Annotated in this window: 20 protein-coding genes; 11 read left to right on the forward strand and 9 right to left on the reverse strand. The window is 43.8% G+C overall.

Annotated elements, in window-relative coordinates; all coding sequences use genetic code 11:
* Positions 1-94: 94 nt before the first annotated feature.
* The 6 genes from proV (at position 95) to AACU59_RS07600 (ending at position 5,976) form a co-directional block, all read left to right on the forward strand.
* The gene (proV, locus tag AACU59_RS07575) at positions 95-1,282 is read left to right on the forward strand and encodes a glycine betaine/L-proline ABC transporter ATP-binding protein ProV (RefSeq protein ID WP_013867972.1); all 1,188 of its coding nucleotides are present in this window, start codon (positions 95-97) and stop codon (positions 1,280-1,282) included.
* Positions 1,283-1,284: 2 nt separating this feature from the next.
* Entirely contained in the window at positions 1,285-2,391 is a 1,107-nt protein-coding gene (proW, locus tag AACU59_RS07580) for a glycine betaine/L-proline ABC transporter permease ProW (RefSeq protein WP_017043350.1), read from the forward strand.
* The gene (gene proX / locus AACU59_RS07585; protein ID WP_017043349.1) at positions 2,388-3,395 is read left to right on the forward strand and encodes a glycine betaine/L-proline ABC transporter substrate-binding protein ProX; all 1,008 of its coding nucleotides are present in this window, start codon (positions 2,388-2,390) and stop codon (positions 3,393-3,395) included. The genes proW and proX overlap by 4 nt, the downstream gene beginning before the upstream one ends.
* A 4-nt stretch (positions 3,396-3,399) precedes the next feature.
* Positions 3,400-3,930: a MarR family winged helix-turn-helix transcriptional regulator gene (locus tag AACU59_RS07590; RefSeq protein ID WP_013867975.1), complete on the forward strand. Its 531-nt coding sequence runs from the start codon at positions 3,400-3,402 to the stop codon at positions 3,928-3,930.
* A gap of 136 nt (positions 3,931-4,066) precedes the next feature.
* Entirely contained in the window at positions 4,067-4,633 is a 567-nt protein-coding gene (locus AACU59_RS07595; RefSeq protein ID WP_013867977.1) for a mechanosensitive ion channel domain-containing protein, read from the forward strand.
* Positions 4,630-5,976 carry a magnesium transporter gene (locus AACU59_RS07600; protein WP_017046070.1) on the forward strand — a complete coding sequence of 449 codons (1,347 nt, stop codon included), beginning with the start codon at positions 4,630-4,632 and terminating at the stop codon, positions 5,974-5,976. The genes AACU59_RS07595 and AACU59_RS07600 overlap by 4 nt, the downstream gene beginning before the upstream one ends.
* 134 nt (positions 5,977-6,110) lie before the next feature.
* Here AACU59_RS07600 and AACU59_RS07605 read toward each other — a convergent pair whose 3' ends face one another.
* The 6 genes from AACU59_RS07605 to AACU59_RS07630 all read right to left on the reverse strand — a co-directional run bounded on the left by AACU59_RS07605 (position 6,111) and on the right by AACU59_RS07630 (position 11,368).
* Entirely contained in the window at positions 6,111-7,526 is a 1,416-nt protein-coding gene (locus AACU59_RS07605) for an aspartate kinase (RefSeq protein WP_013867979.1), read from the reverse strand.
* A gap of 48 nt (positions 7,527-7,574) precedes the next feature.
* Entirely contained in the window at positions 7,575-7,961 is a 387-nt protein-coding gene (locus tag AACU59_RS07610; RefSeq protein ID WP_017048323.1) for an ectoine synthase, read from the reverse strand.
* A 9-nt stretch (positions 7,962-7,970) separates the two neighbouring features.
* Positions 7,971-9,236 (reverse strand): diaminobutyrate--2-oxoglutarate transaminase, encoded by a 1,266-nt coding sequence (gene ectB / locus AACU59_RS07615; RefSeq protein WP_047689962.1) that lies wholly within the window; start codon positions 9,234-9,236, stop codon positions 7,971-7,973.
* Between the two features lie 11 nt (positions 9,237-9,247).
* A complete protein-coding gene (gene ectA, locus AACU59_RS07620) occupies positions 9,248-9,814 on the reverse strand; it encodes a diaminobutyrate acetyltransferase (protein ID WP_017046068.1) in 567 nt (188 codons plus the stop codon).
* A gap of 491 nt (positions 9,815-10,305) precedes the next feature.
* Positions 10,306-10,815: a hypothetical protein gene (locus tag AACU59_RS07625; protein WP_017046067.1), complete on the reverse strand. Its 510-nt coding sequence runs from the start codon at positions 10,813-10,815 to the stop codon at positions 10,306-10,308.
* A gap of 40 nt (positions 10,816-10,855) precedes the next feature.
* Positions 10,856-11,368: a nicotinate-nicotinamide nucleotide adenylyltransferase gene (locus tag AACU59_RS07630; protein ID WP_010318565.1), complete on the reverse strand. Its 513-nt coding sequence runs from the start codon at positions 11,366-11,368 to the stop codon at positions 10,856-10,858.
* Positions 11,369-11,472: 104 nt separating this feature from the next.
* Here AACU59_RS07630 and nadE point away from each other — a divergent pair, with 104 nt between their 5' ends.
* Positions 11,473-12,303 carry an ammonia-dependent NAD(+) synthetase gene (nadE, locus tag AACU59_RS07635; protein WP_064626299.1) on the forward strand — a complete coding sequence of 277 codons (831 nt, stop codon included), beginning with the start codon at positions 11,473-11,475 and terminating at the stop codon, positions 12,301-12,303.
* 93 nt (positions 12,304-12,396) lie between these two features.
* Here nadE and AACU59_RS07640 read toward each other — a convergent pair whose 3' ends face one another.
* Positions 12,397-12,858: a TetR/AcrR family transcriptional regulator gene (locus tag AACU59_RS07640; RefSeq protein WP_013867986.1), complete on the reverse strand. Its 462-nt coding sequence runs from the start codon at positions 12,856-12,858 to the stop codon at positions 12,397-12,399.
* 510 nt (positions 12,859-13,368) lie between these two features.
* Here AACU59_RS07640 and AACU59_RS07645 point away from each other — a divergent pair.
* Complete coding sequence (locus AACU59_RS07645; protein WP_010318562.1) at positions 13,369-13,671, forward strand: YfcZ/YiiS family protein; 303 nt, start codon at positions 13,369-13,371, stop codon at positions 13,669-13,671.
* Between the two features lie 121 nt (positions 13,672-13,792).
* Entirely contained in the window at positions 13,793-14,419 is a 627-nt protein-coding gene (locus AACU59_RS07650; protein WP_013867989.1) for a hypothetical protein, read from the forward strand.
* Positions 14,420-14,478: 59 nt separating this feature from the next.
* Here AACU59_RS07650 and AACU59_RS07655 read toward each other — a convergent pair whose 3' ends face one another.
* Positions 14,479-15,585: a 1-acyl-sn-glycerol-3-phosphate acyltransferase gene (locus AACU59_RS07655; RefSeq protein WP_026028217.1), complete on the reverse strand. Its 1,107-nt coding sequence runs from the start codon at positions 15,583-15,585 to the stop codon at positions 14,479-14,481.
* 176 nt (positions 15,586-15,761) lie between these two features.
* Between AACU59_RS07655 and AACU59_RS07660 the strand changes: the two genes are divergently transcribed.
* Together AACU59_RS07660 and AACU59_RS07665 are read left to right on the forward strand one after the other, a co-directional pair.
* A complete protein-coding gene (locus AACU59_RS07660; protein WP_064626300.1) occupies positions 15,762-16,370 on the forward strand; it encodes a hypothetical protein in 609 nt (202 codons plus the stop codon).
* Positions 16,371-16,467: 97 nt separating this feature from the next.
* Positions 16,468-18,336 carry a methyl-accepting chemotaxis protein gene (locus tag AACU59_RS07665; RefSeq protein ID WP_094144753.1) on the forward strand — a complete coding sequence of 623 codons (1,869 nt, stop codon included), beginning with the start codon at positions 16,468-16,470 and terminating at the stop codon, positions 18,334-18,336.
* Positions 18,337-18,422: 86 nt separating this feature from the next.
* On the opposite strand, the gene AACU59_RS07670 is transcribed toward AACU59_RS07665, so the two are convergent.
* Positions 18,423-19,784 (reverse strand): alpha-amylase family protein, encoded by a 1,362-nt coding sequence (locus tag AACU59_RS07670; protein ID WP_094144744.1) that lies wholly within the window; start codon positions 19,782-19,784, stop codon positions 18,423-18,425.
* Positions 19,785-19,984: the final 200 nt, after the last annotated feature.

The following is a 19,984-nucleotide window of genomic DNA, read 5'->3' on the forward strand; positions in this document are numbered from 1 at the left end:
GTTAAAACTTGAAAACCGTCAAATTAATGTTTAGTGTACTATACATATTTACGGCTAAACATTAAATAGCCATGAAGAACAAAGGATGTAAATCATGTCACCCGTGTTAGAAGTTAAGAACCTCTACAAGGTATTTGGAGAGACTCCACAACAGGCTTTCCCGCTGTTAGAAAAAGGGTTGGATAAAGACCAAATTTTCGAGCAAACCGGACTCACTGTTGGGGTCAAGGATGTGTCTCTTTCAATCAATGAAGGGGAGATTTTTGTCATTATGGGTTTGTCCGGTTCGGGCAAGTCCACTTTAGTTCGATTGTTGAACCGCCTGATTGAGCCAACCCAAGGAAGTGTTTTACTGAAGGGTAAGGATATTGCTCATATTTCAGAGCAAGAGCTGCGCGATGTAAGACGTAAAAATATCTCAATGGTATTTCAGAACTTCGCACTCATGCCACATATGACCGTTCTTGAAAACGCTGCCTTTGGATTGGAACTATCAGGAGTAGTGGCTCATGAACGTAATAAAAGTGCAAAAGAAGCGCTCGCTCGGGTTGGCTTAGACGCCTACTGTGAGTCATTCCCTGATGAGTTATCGGGTGGGATGAAACAACGCGTTGGTTTGGCTCGTGCACTCGCCAACGACCCTGACATTTTGTTAATGGACGAAGCATTTTCCGCACTCGACCCGTTAATCCGCACCGAAATGCAAGATGAACTAATCCGCCTGCAAAATGATGATAAGCGAACCATCGTTTTTATTTCTCATGACCTTGATGAAGCAATGAGAATTGGTGACCGTATCGCCATCATGCAAGATGGCATCGTCGTACAAACGGGCACGCCCGATGAAATATTGCATCATCCTGCTAACGATTACGTCAGTTCATTCTTTCGTGGCGTTAATGTTGCCAGTGTTTTTTCAGCTAAAGACATTGCCCGTAAAAAACCCGCGGCCGTTTTTAAAAAACACGACAATGATGGCCCGGCTGCAGCAATGCAGTTACTGATGGATCATGACCGAGACTACGGAATTGTAGTTGACCGTACGAATAAATACTCTGGCATTGTGTCGCTCGACTCTCTGAAACAAGCTCTCAAGCAACAAACATCACTTAGCGCGGCACTACTGCCTGACATTGTGACGGTTGATCCGGAGCTGTCTGTTAGTGAATTAATCAGCCAAGTTGCTGAAGTCCCCTACGCCGTGCCTGTTGTCGATCAGCAGGGAAATTATTACGGCGTGATCACCAAATCACGCTTATTGCAGACTTTGGATAGGGAATAATTATGACAACGGAAACCAACATTCAATCTACAGAGGCGCTTGACCCATGGGCGTCTACCGCGCAAACGCCTGTCAGCAGCGATCCTTGGTCAGCGACTACTGCGTCTCCAACTACAGCAGGTGATTGGTTAAATGGCGCAACCGACGCTCCCGCGCCTTTCGATTGGCTGCACCCATTTCAAGATGCAATTATCCCCTTTGATCACTGGGTTGAAACCGGGCTGGGTTGGTTAGTGGAACACGGAAGGCCATTATTTCAAGCTGTCAGAGTACCTGTTGATTTTATTTTAAGTTCATTTGAAACCACGTTAGTTTCAACGCCAGCGCCTGTGATGTTGTTGATTTTATTTTTGATCACATGGCAACTTGCTGGACCTAAAATGGGTATCGCTTCATTAGCCTCACTGATTACGATTGGATTAATCGGAGCGTGGTCACAAGCAATGGTCACCCTCGCCTTGGTCATGACCTCGGTATTCTTTTGCCTATTGATTGGCTTGCCACTTGGGATTTGGCTGGCCAGAAATCAAACGGCTGCAAAATTCATCCGCCCCGTTTTGGATGCGATGCAAACCACGCCCGCATTTGTGTATTTAGTCCCGATCGTAATGTTGTTCGGAATTGGCAACGTACCTGGCGTGGTGGTAACCATTATTTTCGCCCTACCACCGATTGTTCGTTTAACCATCTTAGGTATTCAACAAGTTCCCGAAGAGCTTATCGAAGCAGGCCATGCATTCGGCGCAAGTCCAAAACAGATGCTCTACCGTATTCAGTTACCACTAGCCATGCCGACCATTATGGCCGGTGTCAACCAAACACTGATGCTATCGCTGTCGATGGTTGTAATTGCCTCCATGATTGCTGTCGGTGGCTTGGGGCAAATGGTTTTGCGTGGTATTGGCCGACTTGATATGGGACTCGCTGCCGTGGGGGGACTTGGCATTGTCATTCTCGCCATCTTACTTGATCGCCTAACTCAGCATATCGGTACAGAAAATCGCGATCAAAAAGTACGCTGGTATCAAACCGGCCCTATCTCACCCTTTTATTTACTGAAGCAAAAACTGACTCATCAGAGTGCCAACAATCTAGGAGAACAGAAATGAATTACGCATGGAAGACGTTAATCTCAACCAGTTTAATCGCATCGGCGGCATTACCAATCAGCGCTTGGGCTGATAAACTTCCTGGCAAAGGTATTAGTGTACAACCCGTACAATCGACAGTGGCTGAAGAAACATTTCAAACTCTCATCGTGAACAAAGCGATGGAAGCGCTGGGGTACGATGTCAAACCGACCAAAGAAGTCGACTACAACGTGGCTTATACTTCGATTGCCGAAGGCGATGCAACCTATCTCGCCGTTGGGTGGTTTCCTTTACACGCCGACAAATACTCGATGGCGGGCGGCGACGCCAAGTTCTATCGAAAAGGCCAATATATATCAGGAGCAGCGCAAGGCTACTTGATTGATAAAAAAACGGCAGATAAGTACGGTATTACTAATATTGCTCAGCTAAAAGACCCTAAAATCGCCAAGCTGTTTGATGCAAATGGCGATGGTAAAGCAGACTTAACTGGCTGCACACCCGGCTGGGGTTGTGAGATGGTGATTGAGGAGCACTTAACCGCCTACGGTTTACGACCGACCGTGACTCACAACCAAGGTAACTATGCCGCTATCATTGCCGATACGATTTCACGCTACAAAAAAGGCGACCCTATCCTTTATTACACTTGGACACCTTATTGGGTAAGTGGGGTTTTAGTCCCTGGTAAAGATGTCACTTGGCTTGAAGTCCCTTTCTCTGCCCTACCTGGTGAGCGCAAAAATATCGATACAACCCTACCCAACGGAAAGAACTTCGGCTTTGAGATGAACAGCATGCTGATTGTCGCCAATAAAAAATTCGCTCTAGAAAACCCAGCCGCAGCAAAACTTTTTGAAATCATGAAGTTGAATATTAATGATATCAGTGCACAAAACATGATCATGAGTAAAGGTAAAAACTCTGCCAAAGATATTGAAGCTCATGCCAATGGTTGGATAAAAGCTCACCAATCTGAATTCGATTCGTGGATAAAAACCGCCAAAGAAGCAGCGAAGTAAGAGTATGGAGCCACCCATATCAAAAGGGTGGCTCTGCTTATTTTCAAGGAGGAAAGTATTGGATATTCATGAAGAAGTACTGGTCGCTATACGCCAAATTATTCGTGCGACAGATCTCCATTCCAAAAAAATAAACAAAGATTTTGGCCTCACTAGCCCCCAACTATTGTTAATGCGTGCGATCCAAAACTCGGCCGATATGACCATAAAGCAACTCTCCGATCATACTAATATGAGCCAAGCTACAGCGACCAGCATTTTGGATCGCTTAGAAAAACGCGCACTGATCATTCGAGAGCGAGATCAACAAGATAAACGTAAAGTTCATGCATTGTTGACCCCAACAGGAGATGAATTATTACTCAAAGCACCCACACTGCTAAAAGATAGCTTTATTGAACAATTTCAGGCGTTAAACGCATGGGAACAAACTCTCATTCTCTCCACTTTACAGCGGTTATCGATGATGATGAAAACACCAGAAATAGAAGCATCGACGCTATTGTCTAGTCTAGAACCAGATGATCCTCTCTAGTTTTTATTCGACCGACTAAAGCAAATTGGTTACTTTTTTCTCAACCCAATTCCAATTATCAACCTCAGCCAGATTAGAGGTTGTAATTGACTGAATTTCGGTTATTTTGAACCAAATCTCCTTTTTCTGATTAGTCATGGAATACTTAGACTTATTTCAAAAAAATTATCAATGGATCATCACGATCATGGCGTTGCTTATTTATCCTAAAACAGCCAGCTACACCGTGCGATGGTTTGAGAATATGGTCATAGGCAAAGTCGATATTCATCGGCTTAAACGAGCACGTTGGCTGGTGAAGACCTTACTCTTCTTGGTGTTAGTGTTGACTCTGCTAATGATGTGGGGCGTGGAACTGCGTGGGTTATTGGTTGTTGGCTCATCACTTTTTGCGTTGCTTGGCGTCGGTTTGTTTGCAGGTTGGTCTTTGCTGAGCAACGTCACCTCATTTCTGGTTTTATTTGTACAAAACCACTGTCGCATCGGTTTATGGGTACGAGTGGTGGATGGCGCAAATTTTGTTGAAGGTAAAATCGTCGACATGAACCTACTCAATGTCGTACTAGAGAATGTTGATGGCAATACAGTGCTTTATCCAAACAACCTCTTTATTGTTCGTCCTGTGATTGTATTAAACAAAACTCCAGAAAAAGCCGTGAAAAAAATCGAGAAGAAACAACTTCCTATCGGAGTAAAACGTTGAACGAATATCAAGACCTTTCACTGCATATTGAAACGATTTCAAAAGCCGATGAGCAGCAACAAATCGACTTACTCGGCGAGTACGTGGAAAGCGGGCTTGATGAAAGCTCGATCGCAATCATCTTAGAAGCTTTTCCTGTCGAGCAGCGGGTACGTCTGTGGCGTAGCCTACCCTTAGAGCTACACATTGATGTACTGACAGAGATGCGTGCTGAAGTACGTTTTTCTATCATCAACGCACTGTCAGAAATAGAACTAAAACTGACTCTCGCCAAACTCGATAACTTGTCTCTGCTCGAATGGGCCGATTCTCTGCCTGATGAAATCATCAGTGAAGCGCTGCGCTTAATTAGTCGCGACGAGCTTGAATTGTATGATCAAGCCAATGCCTATGAAGATACTGAAGTTGGCCACTGGGCAAACCGTAAAGTGTATACCTTGCCTTTCAGCATCAGTGTCGACAAAGCCAAGATACTATTGGAGAAATATCATTATGACTCTCCACAACATATCTATTTGATCAACAAAGCAAAAAAATTCCAAGGTATCGTGAGTTATACAGAAATTTTGCTTGCTGAAAGCAAAACTTTACTGAAAAACATCAAGCAAGATGATCTCTTTACGCTGAATGCTCACCAGTCACTTTCTGAAGCAGTAGAAGCGTTAGAACATTCCCAATTGCCGACTGTCGCCATCATTGATAACCATGAAATCTTAGTGGGTGAAATTGACTGGCAATTTGCCCTGAGTACACAACGAGAGATTTACGAATCGCGCTTAATGGCAGGTACGGGTATGGATGAAGGAGATGACTTATTTGCACCCATCATTAAAAGCTCCAAAAAACGAGGCCTTTGGCTCGGGATCAACCTGCTGACCGCCATCCTCGCTTCGGTCACTATAGGTATGTTTGAAACGGTCATCTCGCAAGTTGTCGCGTTAGCGGTGTTGATGCCAATTGTTGCCTCGATGGGCGGTATTGCGGGAAGTCAAACCTTAACCTTGATGGTACGTGCCATGGCATTGAACCAAATTACACCGGGTAACCGTTTTGCGTTGCTCAAAAATGAAATTGGTATTGGTTCCATTAACGGTTTGTTATGGGCGTTGATCATTGGTGCTTTGGCAGGGCTCTGGTTCCAGTCAGCGATGATTGGCGCCACCATTTCACTGGCCATTGTTGTAAATATCATTACCGCCGCGCTGTTTGGGGTACTCATCCCGATCACGCTTGATAAGTTTAAGCTTGACCCAGCATTAGCGGGCTCTGTCATCTTAACCACAGTAACGGATGTTGTCGGCTTCTTTGCCTTCTTGGGCACAGCAAGTTTAGTGATGTTGTAGCTTTCCAAACCGCTTGAAACCTAAGCGAGCTAAACCACTTAAAAAAATAGCCGCTCAGAAAATAAATCCCCAATCACGTAGATTACTATGTGATTGGGGGGCGATTGGAGGGAACGATGCTTCAATCTGAACCGCTAAGCCGCTTTTTTGGTAGATAGCGGTTTCGCAATCAACACATCATGTAAAACACAAATCGCGCGATTGTAATCGTTGTCTTCTACGACGAATTGTACATTGACATTACGCATCGACGAGTGAGCGGCAATAGGGCTAATTTTTGCGTTCACTAATGCTTGCATGCCTTGCGTTAATGCGTTGTTGGTGTTCATTGATGCACCGATTGCGGAAATGAGGGCGACCATTTTTCCTGATACGGATGCATTCGGGTAGCGCTTCTCTATTTTGTACAACACGTGGTTTAAGTTATCGCTGCTGCCACTGAGGTAATACGTCATCGAGTTTGCATTCATCTCTTTACCAACGAGATGTACCTTAGCTTCGGCGATCACTTCCATCAATTCATAACTGGCATTATCAATTTTCCCGACCATGCTTTGGTCAAAAATATGCAAGGCGAACACTTTGTCCTTGCCCGCAATAATCTCTACCTTATTGTTCTGAGGCTTATGAACATTGGAAATGAGAGTACCTTTATGCTCTGGTTCGAACGTATTTTTGATTCTGAGCTCAATCCCCTGCTGACGCAGCCCAGCCGCCGCATTCGGATGAATCGCTTCCATACCTAAATTAGCCAGTTGGTCTGCTACGTCAAAGTTCGTCAATCCCATCGGGCTAACCTTATCTGCGCCTACAATTCTCGGGTCTGCGGAGCTTAAGTGATACTCTTTATGGATGATCGCTTGCGTTGCGTTGGTTAATGCGGCAATGCGGCTAAAGGTCATTTCACTATAGCCACGATCATAGGTTTTCATTAATCCTTCATTACAGTAAGCGTAGCCAGTCACGATTGGCAATTGCGTTGCTACATCAATGTCTTCGAAGGCAGCCAAAATCACCTCATCTAAGCTTCCTGCTTGCCCATTATTCCACCCGGAGAGATCAATGAAGCATGCATTAATCCCAAGAGTTTTTAGCTTCAAACTGGTGTTATAGGCACTATGAGCCTCGCCTATTGAAGATAAAAATTCTCGCACCTGAGGCAAATACTGACGCAATGAAAACTGCCCGTATTGACACGTTTCTAGAATATTATTAATGCAGTTGACTGCTTCTGAGATCCGCGAACGAATAAATTTATCCGCGCGAATACGACTCATAGGATCGGCGAACAAATGCTCATTAATCAGTAACATGCGCTGTTCAAGTTGGTACATGGCTTCTTGCCATTGCGTATCATGTTTCGCGATCATCTGGTAAATACCGGGCTTGCCAGTGCGTTTGCATTCCAGTAGAGCATCGGTAATGGTTGCATACGCTGATACCACAAACACTCGATCATAAGGGTGATGAGGCCTTAGTAAAATATTGTCGAGCACAGCATCAAAAGCGCTCATTGATGTTCCACCGATTTTTTCTACGGTGTAAGACATGGGATCTCCTTTTCTTTTAAATTGAATGCAGTGAATCGTCGCGAGTGATTACTCAATGATTGGGTAAACACCTTTTTCATCATGCGTTTCAGTTCCTGTTAGTGGCGGGTTGAAAACACATGCCATAACCATATCTGCACCAGAATAAGCTCTTAAATAGTGCTCATCATGTTGATCAAGGATGTACAAAGTGCCAGGTTTTATCGGGTAAGTTTCCCCTCCTATCACTTCGATTTCCCCTTCACCTGACATGCAGTACACGGATTCCAAATGGTTTTGATAGTGAATATGAGTCTCGCCGCCTTTAAAGATAGTCGTGATATGAAATGAAAACCCCATATTGTCATCTTTCAGCAGCATACGAACGCTTTCCCAAGTTTGAGCAACAACCCGGCGCTCACTTTGGCGACACTCTTCTAATGTTCTAACAATCATTTTTTATTCCTAAGATGCTTTTTTAATTAACTGAGAGGCTAGCTCTTCTACCGCTTGTGCAAAAATATCTAAACCTTGGTCAAGTTCGGTTTCTGTGATAGTAAGTGGGCAGAAAAACTTAATTACTTCGTCATTTGGGCCTGCGGTTTCAATCACCATCCCTAGTTGAAAACAACGACGAGCAATTTTATGGGCGATCTCACCACTGCTGCATTCAATGCCTTGCATTAGTCCACGCCCTTTGTGGCGGTTAAACAGTGTGGGGAAACGACGCAGTGTGGTTTGAATGACATGCGTCACTTGCTTGGCTCGATGTGCGATATGAGTGGTAAAATCATCATTTGACCAATAGGTTTCCAGCGCTTTTGTAGCGGTTACAAAGGCGTGATTATTACCGCGAAAGGTTCCGTTGTGCTCTCCCGGTTTCCACACATCTAACTCAGGTTTCAGCAGCACAATCGCCATAGGTAACCCATAACCACTGAGCGATTTCGATAGCGTCACTATGTCCGGTTTTATTGCTGATGGCTCAAAACTGAAAAAGGTTCCCGTACGTCCACAACCAGCTTGAATATCGTCAACGATAAGCAAAATGTCGTTTTTCTTACAGAGACGACTTAAGCGTTGCAACCACTCGTTGGACGCGCAATTCAAGCCGCCCTCGCCTTGGACAACCTCCAATAATACCGCAGCCGGTTTGTCTAAACCCGATGAGTTGTCATTCAGCATATTTTCAAATAGCGACAGGCCATCAATATTGGCATAGCCATCATAAGGGAGCCGCGTCACGCCACCTAAGCTAAGCCCAGCGCCGCCTCGATGATGTTGATTTCCTGTTGCGGCAAGTGCGCCATAAGAGCAACCATGAAAGCCGTTAGTGAAAGCCACAATATTACTTCTACCCGTGGCTTTTCTGGCCAGCTTCATTGCCGCCTCCACAGCATTAGTCCCAGTTGGACCAGTAAACTGCACTTTGTAGTCGAGGTTTCTTGGTTCAAGAATGAGACTTTCAAATACCGCGAGGAACTCAGCCTTGGCAGAGGAGTGCATATCCAAGCCGTGAGTAATGCCGTCTTTATCAATGTACTCCAATAGCGCCTGCTTAAAGAGGGCGTTATTGTGACCATAATTTAACGAACCAGCTCCAGCCAAAAAATCTAAGTAGCGATCACCAGAATCGGTAAATAGCCAGCTCCCTTTTGCCGTAGAGAAAACCACGGGAAAGTGATTGGCATAAGATTGCACGTTTGATTCTTTCTTTTTAAAAATGTCCATAACGATGATAGTTATCCTGTTAAGTTAGAACGAGGTTTGAGCGGAATGCGGTACAAATACTCGGTATCATGCTCTCCTTCAAAGTGACGAGTTTGATCGAGAAAGGTCGATACCTCTCCTTGCTCGCCATGTGCTCGATCAAACTTCTTAAAGAGGCTCCATGAACCTTGATTGTTTTTCGTGATAGTCGTTTCCAATACACGAACATCAGCCATAACGTCACGAGCGAGCAATTCATGTAACAAATGTGAGGCAAGCCCTAGCCCACGAGCATTTGGATGCACGGCCACTTGCCAAATAAACAATTCATCAGAATTGTCAGGCTTTAAATAGGCCGAAATAAACCCCACGGTTTCGCCATTTCTTTCCGCTAAGATGCAAGTCTCTTGAAAGTGAATCGCTTGTAGGAAATTACAGTATGAGGAGTTTTCATCTAAGGGAGGGCATAGCCCAATCAAATCATGTACACGCTGCCCGTCGGCTTGATTAGGGGTACGAAACGTCCATTGTTCTGTCTTTGTTTGCATAATTTCCGGGTATGCAACCCAAGGTGCTGCTGTAATCATTGTCTGCCACATGAATAGTTAGAGCTCTAATTAAAAACATCTATATAAACTAACAGTACAAATGAAAAATTCAACCCAAAAATTCAAAAAAATAACAATAATAGGTATAAATTACTGATTTAAAATGAATAAATAAGATCGAACATTTAACCAAAAAACCACCAATTAGTTAGATGTGTAATCAAATAAAAGCGAGATAGCAGAGCGAATGTGATTGAACCTAGCGACATTAGCAATCTGAGTCGTTTTTGCAGTTTGCATTTGCAGCCTGCAAAAATTTTCTTGGGGAAGTTTGAAAAAAACAAGGAAACAATAGCAACTAAGCGATATAAAACTTGGCACGTATGCTGCAATAACTATATCGACCCTTCTTAAGCCGAGGGTCACCTAGCCAACTGACGTTGTTAGTGAATACTCTTTGTTCACAATTTACATAGGCCAATCGCGAATATTGCGGTTGGCTTTTTTGTTTTCTGAGGGAGTGTGTTTACTGAGGGAAAACGTTAGAAGGGAACTTCAATTTGCATCATGACAACGCTGTCGAAATCTTCATGCCAACGATAGTCAAAACGCATGCGCGGCTCACCCGCTTTTTTCTCGCCAAAACCGATACTCAGCTGTAAGCCGTGACTCATTAACCACTCTTCGGTTGACATATCACTTTGCTCGTCAAGCAATTCAGAGGGTATCCAGACTCCAAAGCCAATGTAGCTTGTGGCCAATTTCTGAGTAAACAGGGGATCCGAATCGGCTTTTAAAAACCAATCGGCCCAGTAAGATGAGTCGGCTGGAGATTCTTCAAATAAACCTAAAGCCAGCAGTTGTTTCGATGCGTAACCCATACTATCTAATATAGAAAAGCAGACGCCCGATGCTGGTAACATTGTTGGGCTACTATCTGCACCTAGTGTTAATTCTAACTCTGGCGTTAATAATGAACCGGAATAGAGATCGCAAGCTTCCGTCAGCGACGAAAACATGATTAACGCACAAACAGCCACATTTAACTTCATGAATGCAAACAGCTCCGACCACGAAAAGGGCGTGGATTGTCTAGTAAAGTTTTCTTTGCTGCAAGATTTTCCTAACAGAGATAGTCGTTAAATCGGCAATATCTAAATTTTCAGCTAACCGCTGACGAATATCAGTACTACGAATCGCGACTTTTTCAGGACAGGCCATGACTGACCAGCGTTGTAAGATATCTTGAGCTTTATAGAATTTCGCAAAATTGAACAGATTATCCGGGCCCATTACAAAAGTAATGTCAGCATCAGGTGATTGTTTTTGCAGTAATGACAAAACAGCGTGAGTTGTGACGCTCTGCCCGGGCTGTTGCAGTTCCTCTTCAACTATTGAGCGTTGTATCTTATCTGACTGCAAATCACGAATAAAAGCATCAATAAGTTCACAACGGATCTCATAACTGAGCATCTGCTTACCCCAAGCGTGTGAAATGCTCGGTACCAACAGAATTAAATCGAAATGGCTTAGCGATTCAATCACACTTTTATGTCCTAAGCTCGGAGGGTTAAAAGCACTCCCAAAGACGGCAATTTTGGTCATAGCAATCCTATTCAAGTCTGAAAACCATTTTCTCGGTTTTCTAATCTGATGATTTCGGTATGATACACCAAAGATTTATATTGCTTGCAGGAAAAGGAACCCTAATGGAACAAATGATCCGTGATGAGATGCGTGTTCTCTCATCCATTGACCCTGTTTATGAAATTGAACGGCGCGTTGAGTTTATTAAACGCAAATTGGTAGAATCTGGTTGTAAGTCTTTAGTGCTTGGCATCAGTGGTGGCGTCGACTCAACAACGTGCGGCCGTCTAGCCCAGCTCGCCGTGACACAACTCAACCAAGAATACGCTGTTAACGACTATCAGTTTATCGCCGTTCGTTTACCCTATGGCGAACAAAAAGATGAGGATGAAGCGCAGCTTGCTCTCTCCTTCATTCAACCTACACACTCAATTTCGGTCAACATTAAAGCGGGTGTAGATGGCCTGCACTCAGCCTCTCTTGATGCGCTACAAGGCACAAGCTTAACTCCAACTGACAGTGCCAAAATTGATTTCGTGAAAGGGAATGTAAAGGCGCGCGCTCGCATGGTTGCGCAGTACGAAATTGCAGGTTTTGTTGGTGCGTTAGTGCTCGGCACGGATCATTCCGCAGAAAACATCACCGGTTTTTATACTAAATTTGGTGATGGCGCGTGTGATTTAGCACCACTGTTTGGCTTGAGTAAACGTCAAGTGCGCGCGGTAGCGGCTCAATTAGGTGCACCACAACAATTGGTTCAAAAAACACCCACTGCGGATTTAGAAGAGCTCGCACCACAAAAAGCAGATGAAGATGCGTTAAACTTAAGTTATGACCAAATCGATGATTTTTTAGAAGGGAAGCCTGTTTCCCAGCACGTGATTGACCGTCTTGTTGCGATTTACACAGCAACTCAGCATAAACGTCAACCGATCCCAACGTTGTACGACTGATCGACACAATCTCTCTATAAAAAGCACTAAAGCCAACCTCTCAGTTGGCTTTAGTGTTAAAGTCGACAATACAAGCTTGCACAAAGTGCCAAATTATTGACTCATTTTGATCAGTGATTTACCAATCAGCCACTCAAGCTCCCTTGCGCTCTCTTTGCCAAACTGTACAGCCACCGTTTTGTATAACCGATCGACACCGTTTGCTGCAAATTCATCCGCATTTTCAGTCGTCACAACATGATGAAATAATAAACGCAAAATAGCCAAAAATTGTGCATTTTCCAGCGCATTTATCCAGCTATTTGAAAAGCTTGAAAGGTCATTTTCAAAATCTAAATGCTCAACAAACAGCTTAAAAATCCGCCCATCTAAAGCGGCCGTAAAATCGGTTTTCTTTGGAAAATGGTGGCTAATCCCCGTTCGTGAAACCCCTGTTTGCTGACTCAACGTGGTATACGACATTTTGTCGTAACCCAGTCTCAATAGCTGATCGACAACAGCATCCATTATTCTCTGAATGGTGATTTCAGTATCTTCTTTACTACGCTTTGGCATGGTCCAGACTCTTCTCTTTTTTATTAATCCATCTAACTCAATTGCGATGATAGTGCCGTTTCGCGAATCACCCCTCGTGGCATGGCATTTTCTGTCTAAAAAACCATCCCTTAAAACAGTAAATTCAAACCAGAATTATCTTGTTAAAAGCGTTATCTACTGGCTTGTTACTGTCACTCCTTTAGCTATCACTAATGAAACTTAAATTTCCAGTTTATTAGTCATCACCACTAATGGATGAAGCGCAATTTATAATATTAATAATTGTTTCAACCGAATAATCGTACAATCGTCAAAAATTCGCAACGAACTGAAGACTGTTCTGACAAATTTATGACACAAAAACTAGTGATTATTTGAGCAGTATCACACTCATTAATTCATAACGATGGCTAAAAACTTTCGAACAACCAAAATAAGACGCGATTTACCCCAAACCTGATTGGCTTTTTGTGGCTGATAAACGATTTGCCCGTTAGAATGTCCATACATTTACTAAGAGGATTCACAATGAGTATCGAAAAAGACGTTGATATCCAAGTCTGCGAAGCATGTGGCTGCGCTGGCGAAATTGGCTTTATTATCAAAGAAGGTGATGAAGTTGCGGAAGTGATGGTCATGGCACCCAACAAAGCTCAGCTAGAAGCTGAATTTGAGAAGTACCTCGCTCTTGCCAAACAGGTTTCAGATAATGTTGAGTTTGAAGTTTCACCGTTAGATGATAACTCTACTGAATTGCATGCACGTTTCAAATTTGAAGTCAGTGCCGAAAAACTTATTTTTGAACTGAAGTCGCGCTCTTTGGCTCGTTAATCTAATTGCTCTTAGCGGGCCTAATCATGGCTCGCTTTTTTATCGCCCAAGCACTTTGCTTTCTCATCCTAGGCAATGCATTATTGAAGCTTAACCGTAATCTGCCGATACTTTAGGTATCGTGTCTTCATCTGCAGGCTTTATGAATAAGTTTTCGCTTTTACTAACATTATGCAACCTTCTCTATGCCTCTTGTGCATGGTCACAGCCGCTCGATCAATATCAAATCCTTAACCACCTTGATAATTATGGCAATCTCTATTTGCGTAATAAGCCCTACACAACACTACCCGAAAATCTCACGCTCAAAGGCAACCTAAATATTGCTAAGACATCGATAAAATCCCTGCCTAAGGGCTTAAATGTGCAGGGTAGTTTAGAAGCATCTAATAGCTTGCTAGAGAATATTCCCAAAGGCACCACTATTCGTGGTTATGCGAACTTACTGGGTAGTAAAATCAAATCGTGGCCAATGAGAATCAAGGTCGGTGGTTACCTGAATTTCACGGATACACCGCTTGAAACGCTGCCTGCGAATCTCTTAGTCAAGGGGGATTTGAGCGTAATTCGAACGCCATTAACCCAATTGCCCGAAGGTTTGGTTGTGGAAGGGAGTTTGTTTATTGGCGGTTCCAAAATCACCGAATTTCCTGACACGATGACCGTCAATGGTAATATTTATTTGGGAGGTAATGTCATCAGTAAATGGCCAAGCAAACTGACCCTTGGCGGCGCGGTCGCAAGATAGGCTAGAAAAAGAGAAGAGAAGAGAAGAAGCCGTGGGCCCCTCTCTTCATCGTTTAATGATTATTGCTGATTCTTTACTGGGTTGGCGTAGCTATCGAGTAAATAGCGCTGTGCCCCTTCAGGGATCTGAGTCAGCTTGCTTTCTAAGTGAGCGCGGATATCTGGCGTGATATCACTACTTTCTATCCCAGCCGCTAACTTATTGATCGGGAATAATTTGTAGTTTGCGTGAATTTGGCGATCAATCTCTTGCGCCAATGCTTCTGGCGTTTCAAATGCTTGAGTAATCACTTCACCAAAGCCAACATGTACTCGGCCTTTCTCACCGACAATACCTTGGACAATGCTTTCAATATCTTCAAATTCCCCTTTTTCATAACGCCCATGCGTCGCTTTTTCATACAACTCACACGCTTTGGCCATATCGCACGGATCATTTTCATATGAAATCGCGACCGGGACAATTTTGAGCGATTGAATATACTGAGCAAACTCTATTTTCTGCTTGCGCCCTTCCACATGGAACATTTTCAAAATGGCCGGATCGGTAAAATCGTTACCATCTTTTGCTCGTCCCTCTTTTTGCGCTATCCAGATAGAATTTCCAGTTTCAAGTGAGTGTTTAATGTAGGCAGATAAGGTACTGAGCGCTTTCATCATCTCGCGCGGGCCTTTAGCAGAGCGTTTCACAATAAAGCTCTTATTAAGACGCATCAGCTCTGTAGCACAAGGCTTTTTCAATAAGTTATCACCAATCGCAATACGCACAGTTTTATGCCCAGACATATACAGACCATAATTGACCAATGCTGGGTCCATCGCGATATCACGGTGGTTCGAAATAAATAAATAAGCCGTCTGTTTATCCAATTTATCGAGACCACTGAAGGTGACACCTTGTGTCGTTGATTCTAGTGTTTTTGTGAGGTATTTCTTCACTTCAAGTTGGATTGCTTCCACGGACGTGAGTTTGGCCCATTTAAACTTTAAGTATGCTTTTACAAAAGGGCTCAGTATCGATTTTAGCCAAGCAGAGCGTTTGTCAAAACGATGTTGCAAAATAGCTGAGATAAATTCTTCATCATTGATTAAACGGTCAATAGCCGCGGGAATCTCATCGTCGTTGTAAGGACGGATATCTACATAAGGATCAGTTGTGGTGGTCATATATTCATACATCAAATAAAAAGCTGGCTCATTCTACGCATAGTTGACGTAGCTCGCAGCTACAGTCGTAACAGATTCACTAAGGTCAGACCAGAATAAGGTGATTTTAGTTCGCATATTTGGCATTTTCTGTGAGACAAGGTACTCTTAGCGCCCCAAAATCAGTGAGAAGTACCATGAACTACGCGATTCAATTTGAAGCCTTACTGTCTGCTAACTTAGTTGTCACCCCTCGCAAGAAAGCCATCAAACACAGTTTGATTCGAGTAATGAGCGGATTAGTACTGTGTAAACTTGGCAAACATGAATATTCAGTTGAAGCAAAGCAGAGTTTTTGGATCCCTTTTGACTGTTTATGCTCGCTGACTATTTTTCCTAATACGCAGTGGCAGCGTGTCGATTTTTCAGTACGTTTAACCGCCGATTTTTCCCATCAAGCGGGTTACGTTACCTTATCTGAACTGAGCCAAGCCGCTTGTGATCACCTGAGTCAATGTCAACCTAACGATGAAATCTATTCGCACCTTCTTCATGTACTAAAAAGTGAAGCCACGCATTTTAAACCCAAATTATCGTTAAACAACTTCAGCGAAAAGCTATCAGCGTGGCAACCACATCAAGTAAGTGAGCTACCAATTGAATGTCAAATAGCACTACGTGTTCGTGAGGCACAAAAGCGCAAACTGTCTGGCATCAAGCTGAACCAAATCGTCGATGAGCTTTTCCAAGGAAATGAACAAGAGTGCCAACAACTTGCGCTTTTAGTTCTCGGGCGAAATTTGTAATTTTTCGCTTAAAAATGGATTGTTTACTGGCTGAATGATCAATCCCTAACTATACATTTATTAATAATATTAATATTTATTGATGGAAGGGATTGCCATGAAATTCAGCCATAAGATCGTAACAGCATCATCTTTATTGCTGTTGGTCACTGTTACTCTGCTGACGATGCAACAATACTTCACCGTCCAAAAAGAAGTGAAGTCACAAGTTGAAGCGAGTGTAACTGAAATAGTGGATGGGGTTAGCAATACAGCTGGTGCAGAGATTAATAGCCGCAAGGCCATTGCCGCTTACGCCACCAGCATGTTGGAAGTCGACATTAACCGAGAAAGCATGTCTAAGGTCATCACAAGGCCGATTGTCAAACAAACTTTTTTACTGGCTGGGGTCGGTTTTGAGAGTGATGGTTCGTACATCAGTAATGATCCGGCTTGGAACCCGGGGGCCACTTGGAACCCCCGAGTTCGTCCTTGGTATATTGATGCAAAAAATGCCGACAAACTGATCATTACGGCCCCCTATGCAGATTCTGCGACCAATGAAATATTGGTGTCTATTGCCACGCCCGTTAAAGATAACGGCAAGTTTATCGGCGCCATCTTCTACGATGTTAGCCTTGCTGGGTTAGCAGAATTGGTCAACACCGTAAAATTATTTGATGCAGGCTATGTGTTTATGGTTTCATCCGACGGCACAACTATAGCCCACCCCCGAGCAGAGATGAACGGCAAGCCAATGAAAGAATACTTAGGTAATGCCGTTATCGCCGAAGAACCTAAACAAGTGCTGATCGACAATAAACACTACACACTCGATTTTTCAAAAGTCCCTGGAGAGGACTGGTACGTCGGTGTCGTTTTGGATGAAGAGATCGCCTATGCGTCTTTAGCGACACTGCGCAACAGTTCGATAATCTATACGCTGATCGCTTTAGTGTTTAGTATTGCGATACTGCTTGTGCTTATCCGCTTATTGATGAAGCCGCTAGGTGCGCTCAACGATGCAATACAGAACGTTGCCTCTGGTAGTGGTGACTTAACCCAACGCTTAGCCACCGACACGGATAAAGAATTCTCGGTATTAGCGGTCGGTTTCAATACCTTTACTGAAGCCTTACAACAACAAATTACCCAGTCTAAAGCCATCGGTTCAGAAATTTTACGCGGTTCGGAAATGACCTCGATGGGGTTGCAAGAATCGGCCGAAGCGATGCGTGATCAACTGCATGAACTTGAGCAATTAGCTACGGCCATGCATGAGATGGCCACCACTTCTGGCGATGTCGCCAACAACGCGCAAGGCGCGGCATCGGCGGCAAAAGATGCTGATGACGCGACTGAATTTGGAACCAATGTAGTGACTCAAACCACTCAAGCGATCGATAACCTTTCGACTCGAATTGATGCTGCGGTAACCGAAGTAAGCGCACTAGAAAATGCAACGGCAAACATCGAAACTATTTTGAAAGTGATCAACGACATTGCTGACCAAACCAACTTGCTGGCACTAAATGCAGCAATAGAGGCGGCTCGGGCTGGAGAGTCAGGCCGAGGCTTTGCGGTCGTTGCAGACGAAGTGCGTACGCTGGCGCAAAGAACGCAGCAATCCACGACGGAGATCCGTAATATGATTGAGAAGTTGCAGTCGAGCGCTACTTCTGTTGCCAATGCGATGAATCAGAGTAAAACAACGGCAGCTGAGGCGGTCAATCGTGCCGAAGAAGCGAATAATGCTCTGCTGAAAATCCGCGATGCTATTCAGCAAATTAGTGATATGAATATCCAAATAGCTTCGGCAGCCGAAGAACAAAGCTTGGTAGCAGAAGAGATCAACAACAACACGGTTAAGATCAAAGATCTTTCCGTTCAAGTTGCAGACGCCGCTGACAATGCCAATATCGCCATGCAAGCTCAAACCGAAAATATCAGAGAGCAAGATGCTATATTGAATAAATTTATCGTTTAATCCTCTACCGCAGCAACTGGGTAGACTCAGTAAAGGCGCTGATTACGCGCCTTTACTTTTCTAACGAGTCACCGTTTTATTCACCATCAGACATTTGATAGCAGACAAAGCATGGCGCTAGAACGAGCGGCGATATCCATGACAATCTTTTGGTTATTGGGTTGATACTGCTGCTTCGTAAACAATTCTAGCATTGGATTTGTCCAATCAATTTCAACGCGCTGACTGCGTTGAGATTTGTTCAAAACCACTATCCCTTCCTTACCGCGGCTGAACACTAACAAGTCATCACTCGCTTCTAGCGTTTTCATTGGCAACGCATGCATTTTATTATGAAAAGCAATACACGCCGCCATTTGTGGCGAACACCATGCCTCTTGCCAGCGCGGAAGACCAGCATGGTTCAAAATGCCACTGGTGTTCAAATCAGTGTAAATTAATGGCACTCCCCCATCGCGACCAAGAATGTAGCTGTAGGCGATATTTTCTAAGGCTTCATCCATGACGAGGTCGGCAAACACAGCGTTGTTGGGGATATCATGCGTAATGGTGAACGTAATCGCTCGGTTGTTGGAAAGCGCCTGACCAAAACAATAAGGGTCAATCAGCCATTTCAGGCTACCTTTTGTTTGTAACGCATCGTATACCGTTTGAAATAGTGGAAAATCATAAGCACCCAACTTGGTTTCTTGCAGATAAGGCTCGAGAAAAAGTTGGTACTCTTCTTTGGTTGCACCGCCATCAGTAATGATCTCGCCAAAAATATGCATGCCTTGCGTAATGTCATCGGCCCATACTTTCTTCAAATGCTCAATAGACATATGCTTAGCAGCATCAATTCGAAATCCTTTGACTCCTAACGCTTTCAATGCCCTTAAATAAGCCTGTTGTTGCACAACCACATGTTCATTATCACGCAACGTGGGTAGGCCCGGATCATGCGCCCCTCCAGTAATGCGGCCATTTTGCACTTGCCAACGATCCTTCCAATCTTTTATACCAAACGCTTCCACAAAGTCATCTTTATCAAAGAGTGGCTGGGTCAGATCACCAAAGAGGCGCAGCGCTTGGTACTCATCGCTTTTATTCTGGTAGGAAGCTAAGTCTTGTGCGCTCGGGTATTGTAAATCCAAACGCAATTTGGATTCGTTGGCCATATGGTTGAACACCACATCGGCATAAATTCGCAAGCCTAATGCGGTTAAGGTTTCAACCATTTGTTTAAAATCATGGGTATTGCCCAGTTGATTATCAATGATGCGATAATCTTGCGGCTGGTAACGTTGCCACCATTTTGTACCTTGAGCGGTTTTGAACGATTTCATCGGCGGTGAAATCAACACCGTTTTATAACCCAGTTGGAAAATTTGCTCTGCACGCTCAGCGACTAAACGATACGGCCAATCAAAAGCATGCAAAATCACATCGGTTGGTTGAACATTTGTCATACGTCAATGTCCCTGTTCATCATGGTTAACTCACAAGTTGAAAGAGGCGAAACCTCACAATACGTCACTTGTTTCTCAAAGCGCAGTTTAATTCTCTGCATTTAACGTTTTTAGAGTATAGAGAGCGTTTCAGCAATTCCATCAGCCTTATTGCAATATTGTTTGTATGAGAGAAAAGGCGTAGAGCGATAAAAAAGCGC

Source organism: Vibrio sp. V23_P3S9T160 (assembly GCF_963886625.1).
In the GTDB taxonomy this organism is placed as follows: Bacteria; Pseudomonadota; Gammaproteobacteria; order Enterobacterales; family Vibrionaceae; genus Vibrio; species Vibrio anguillarum.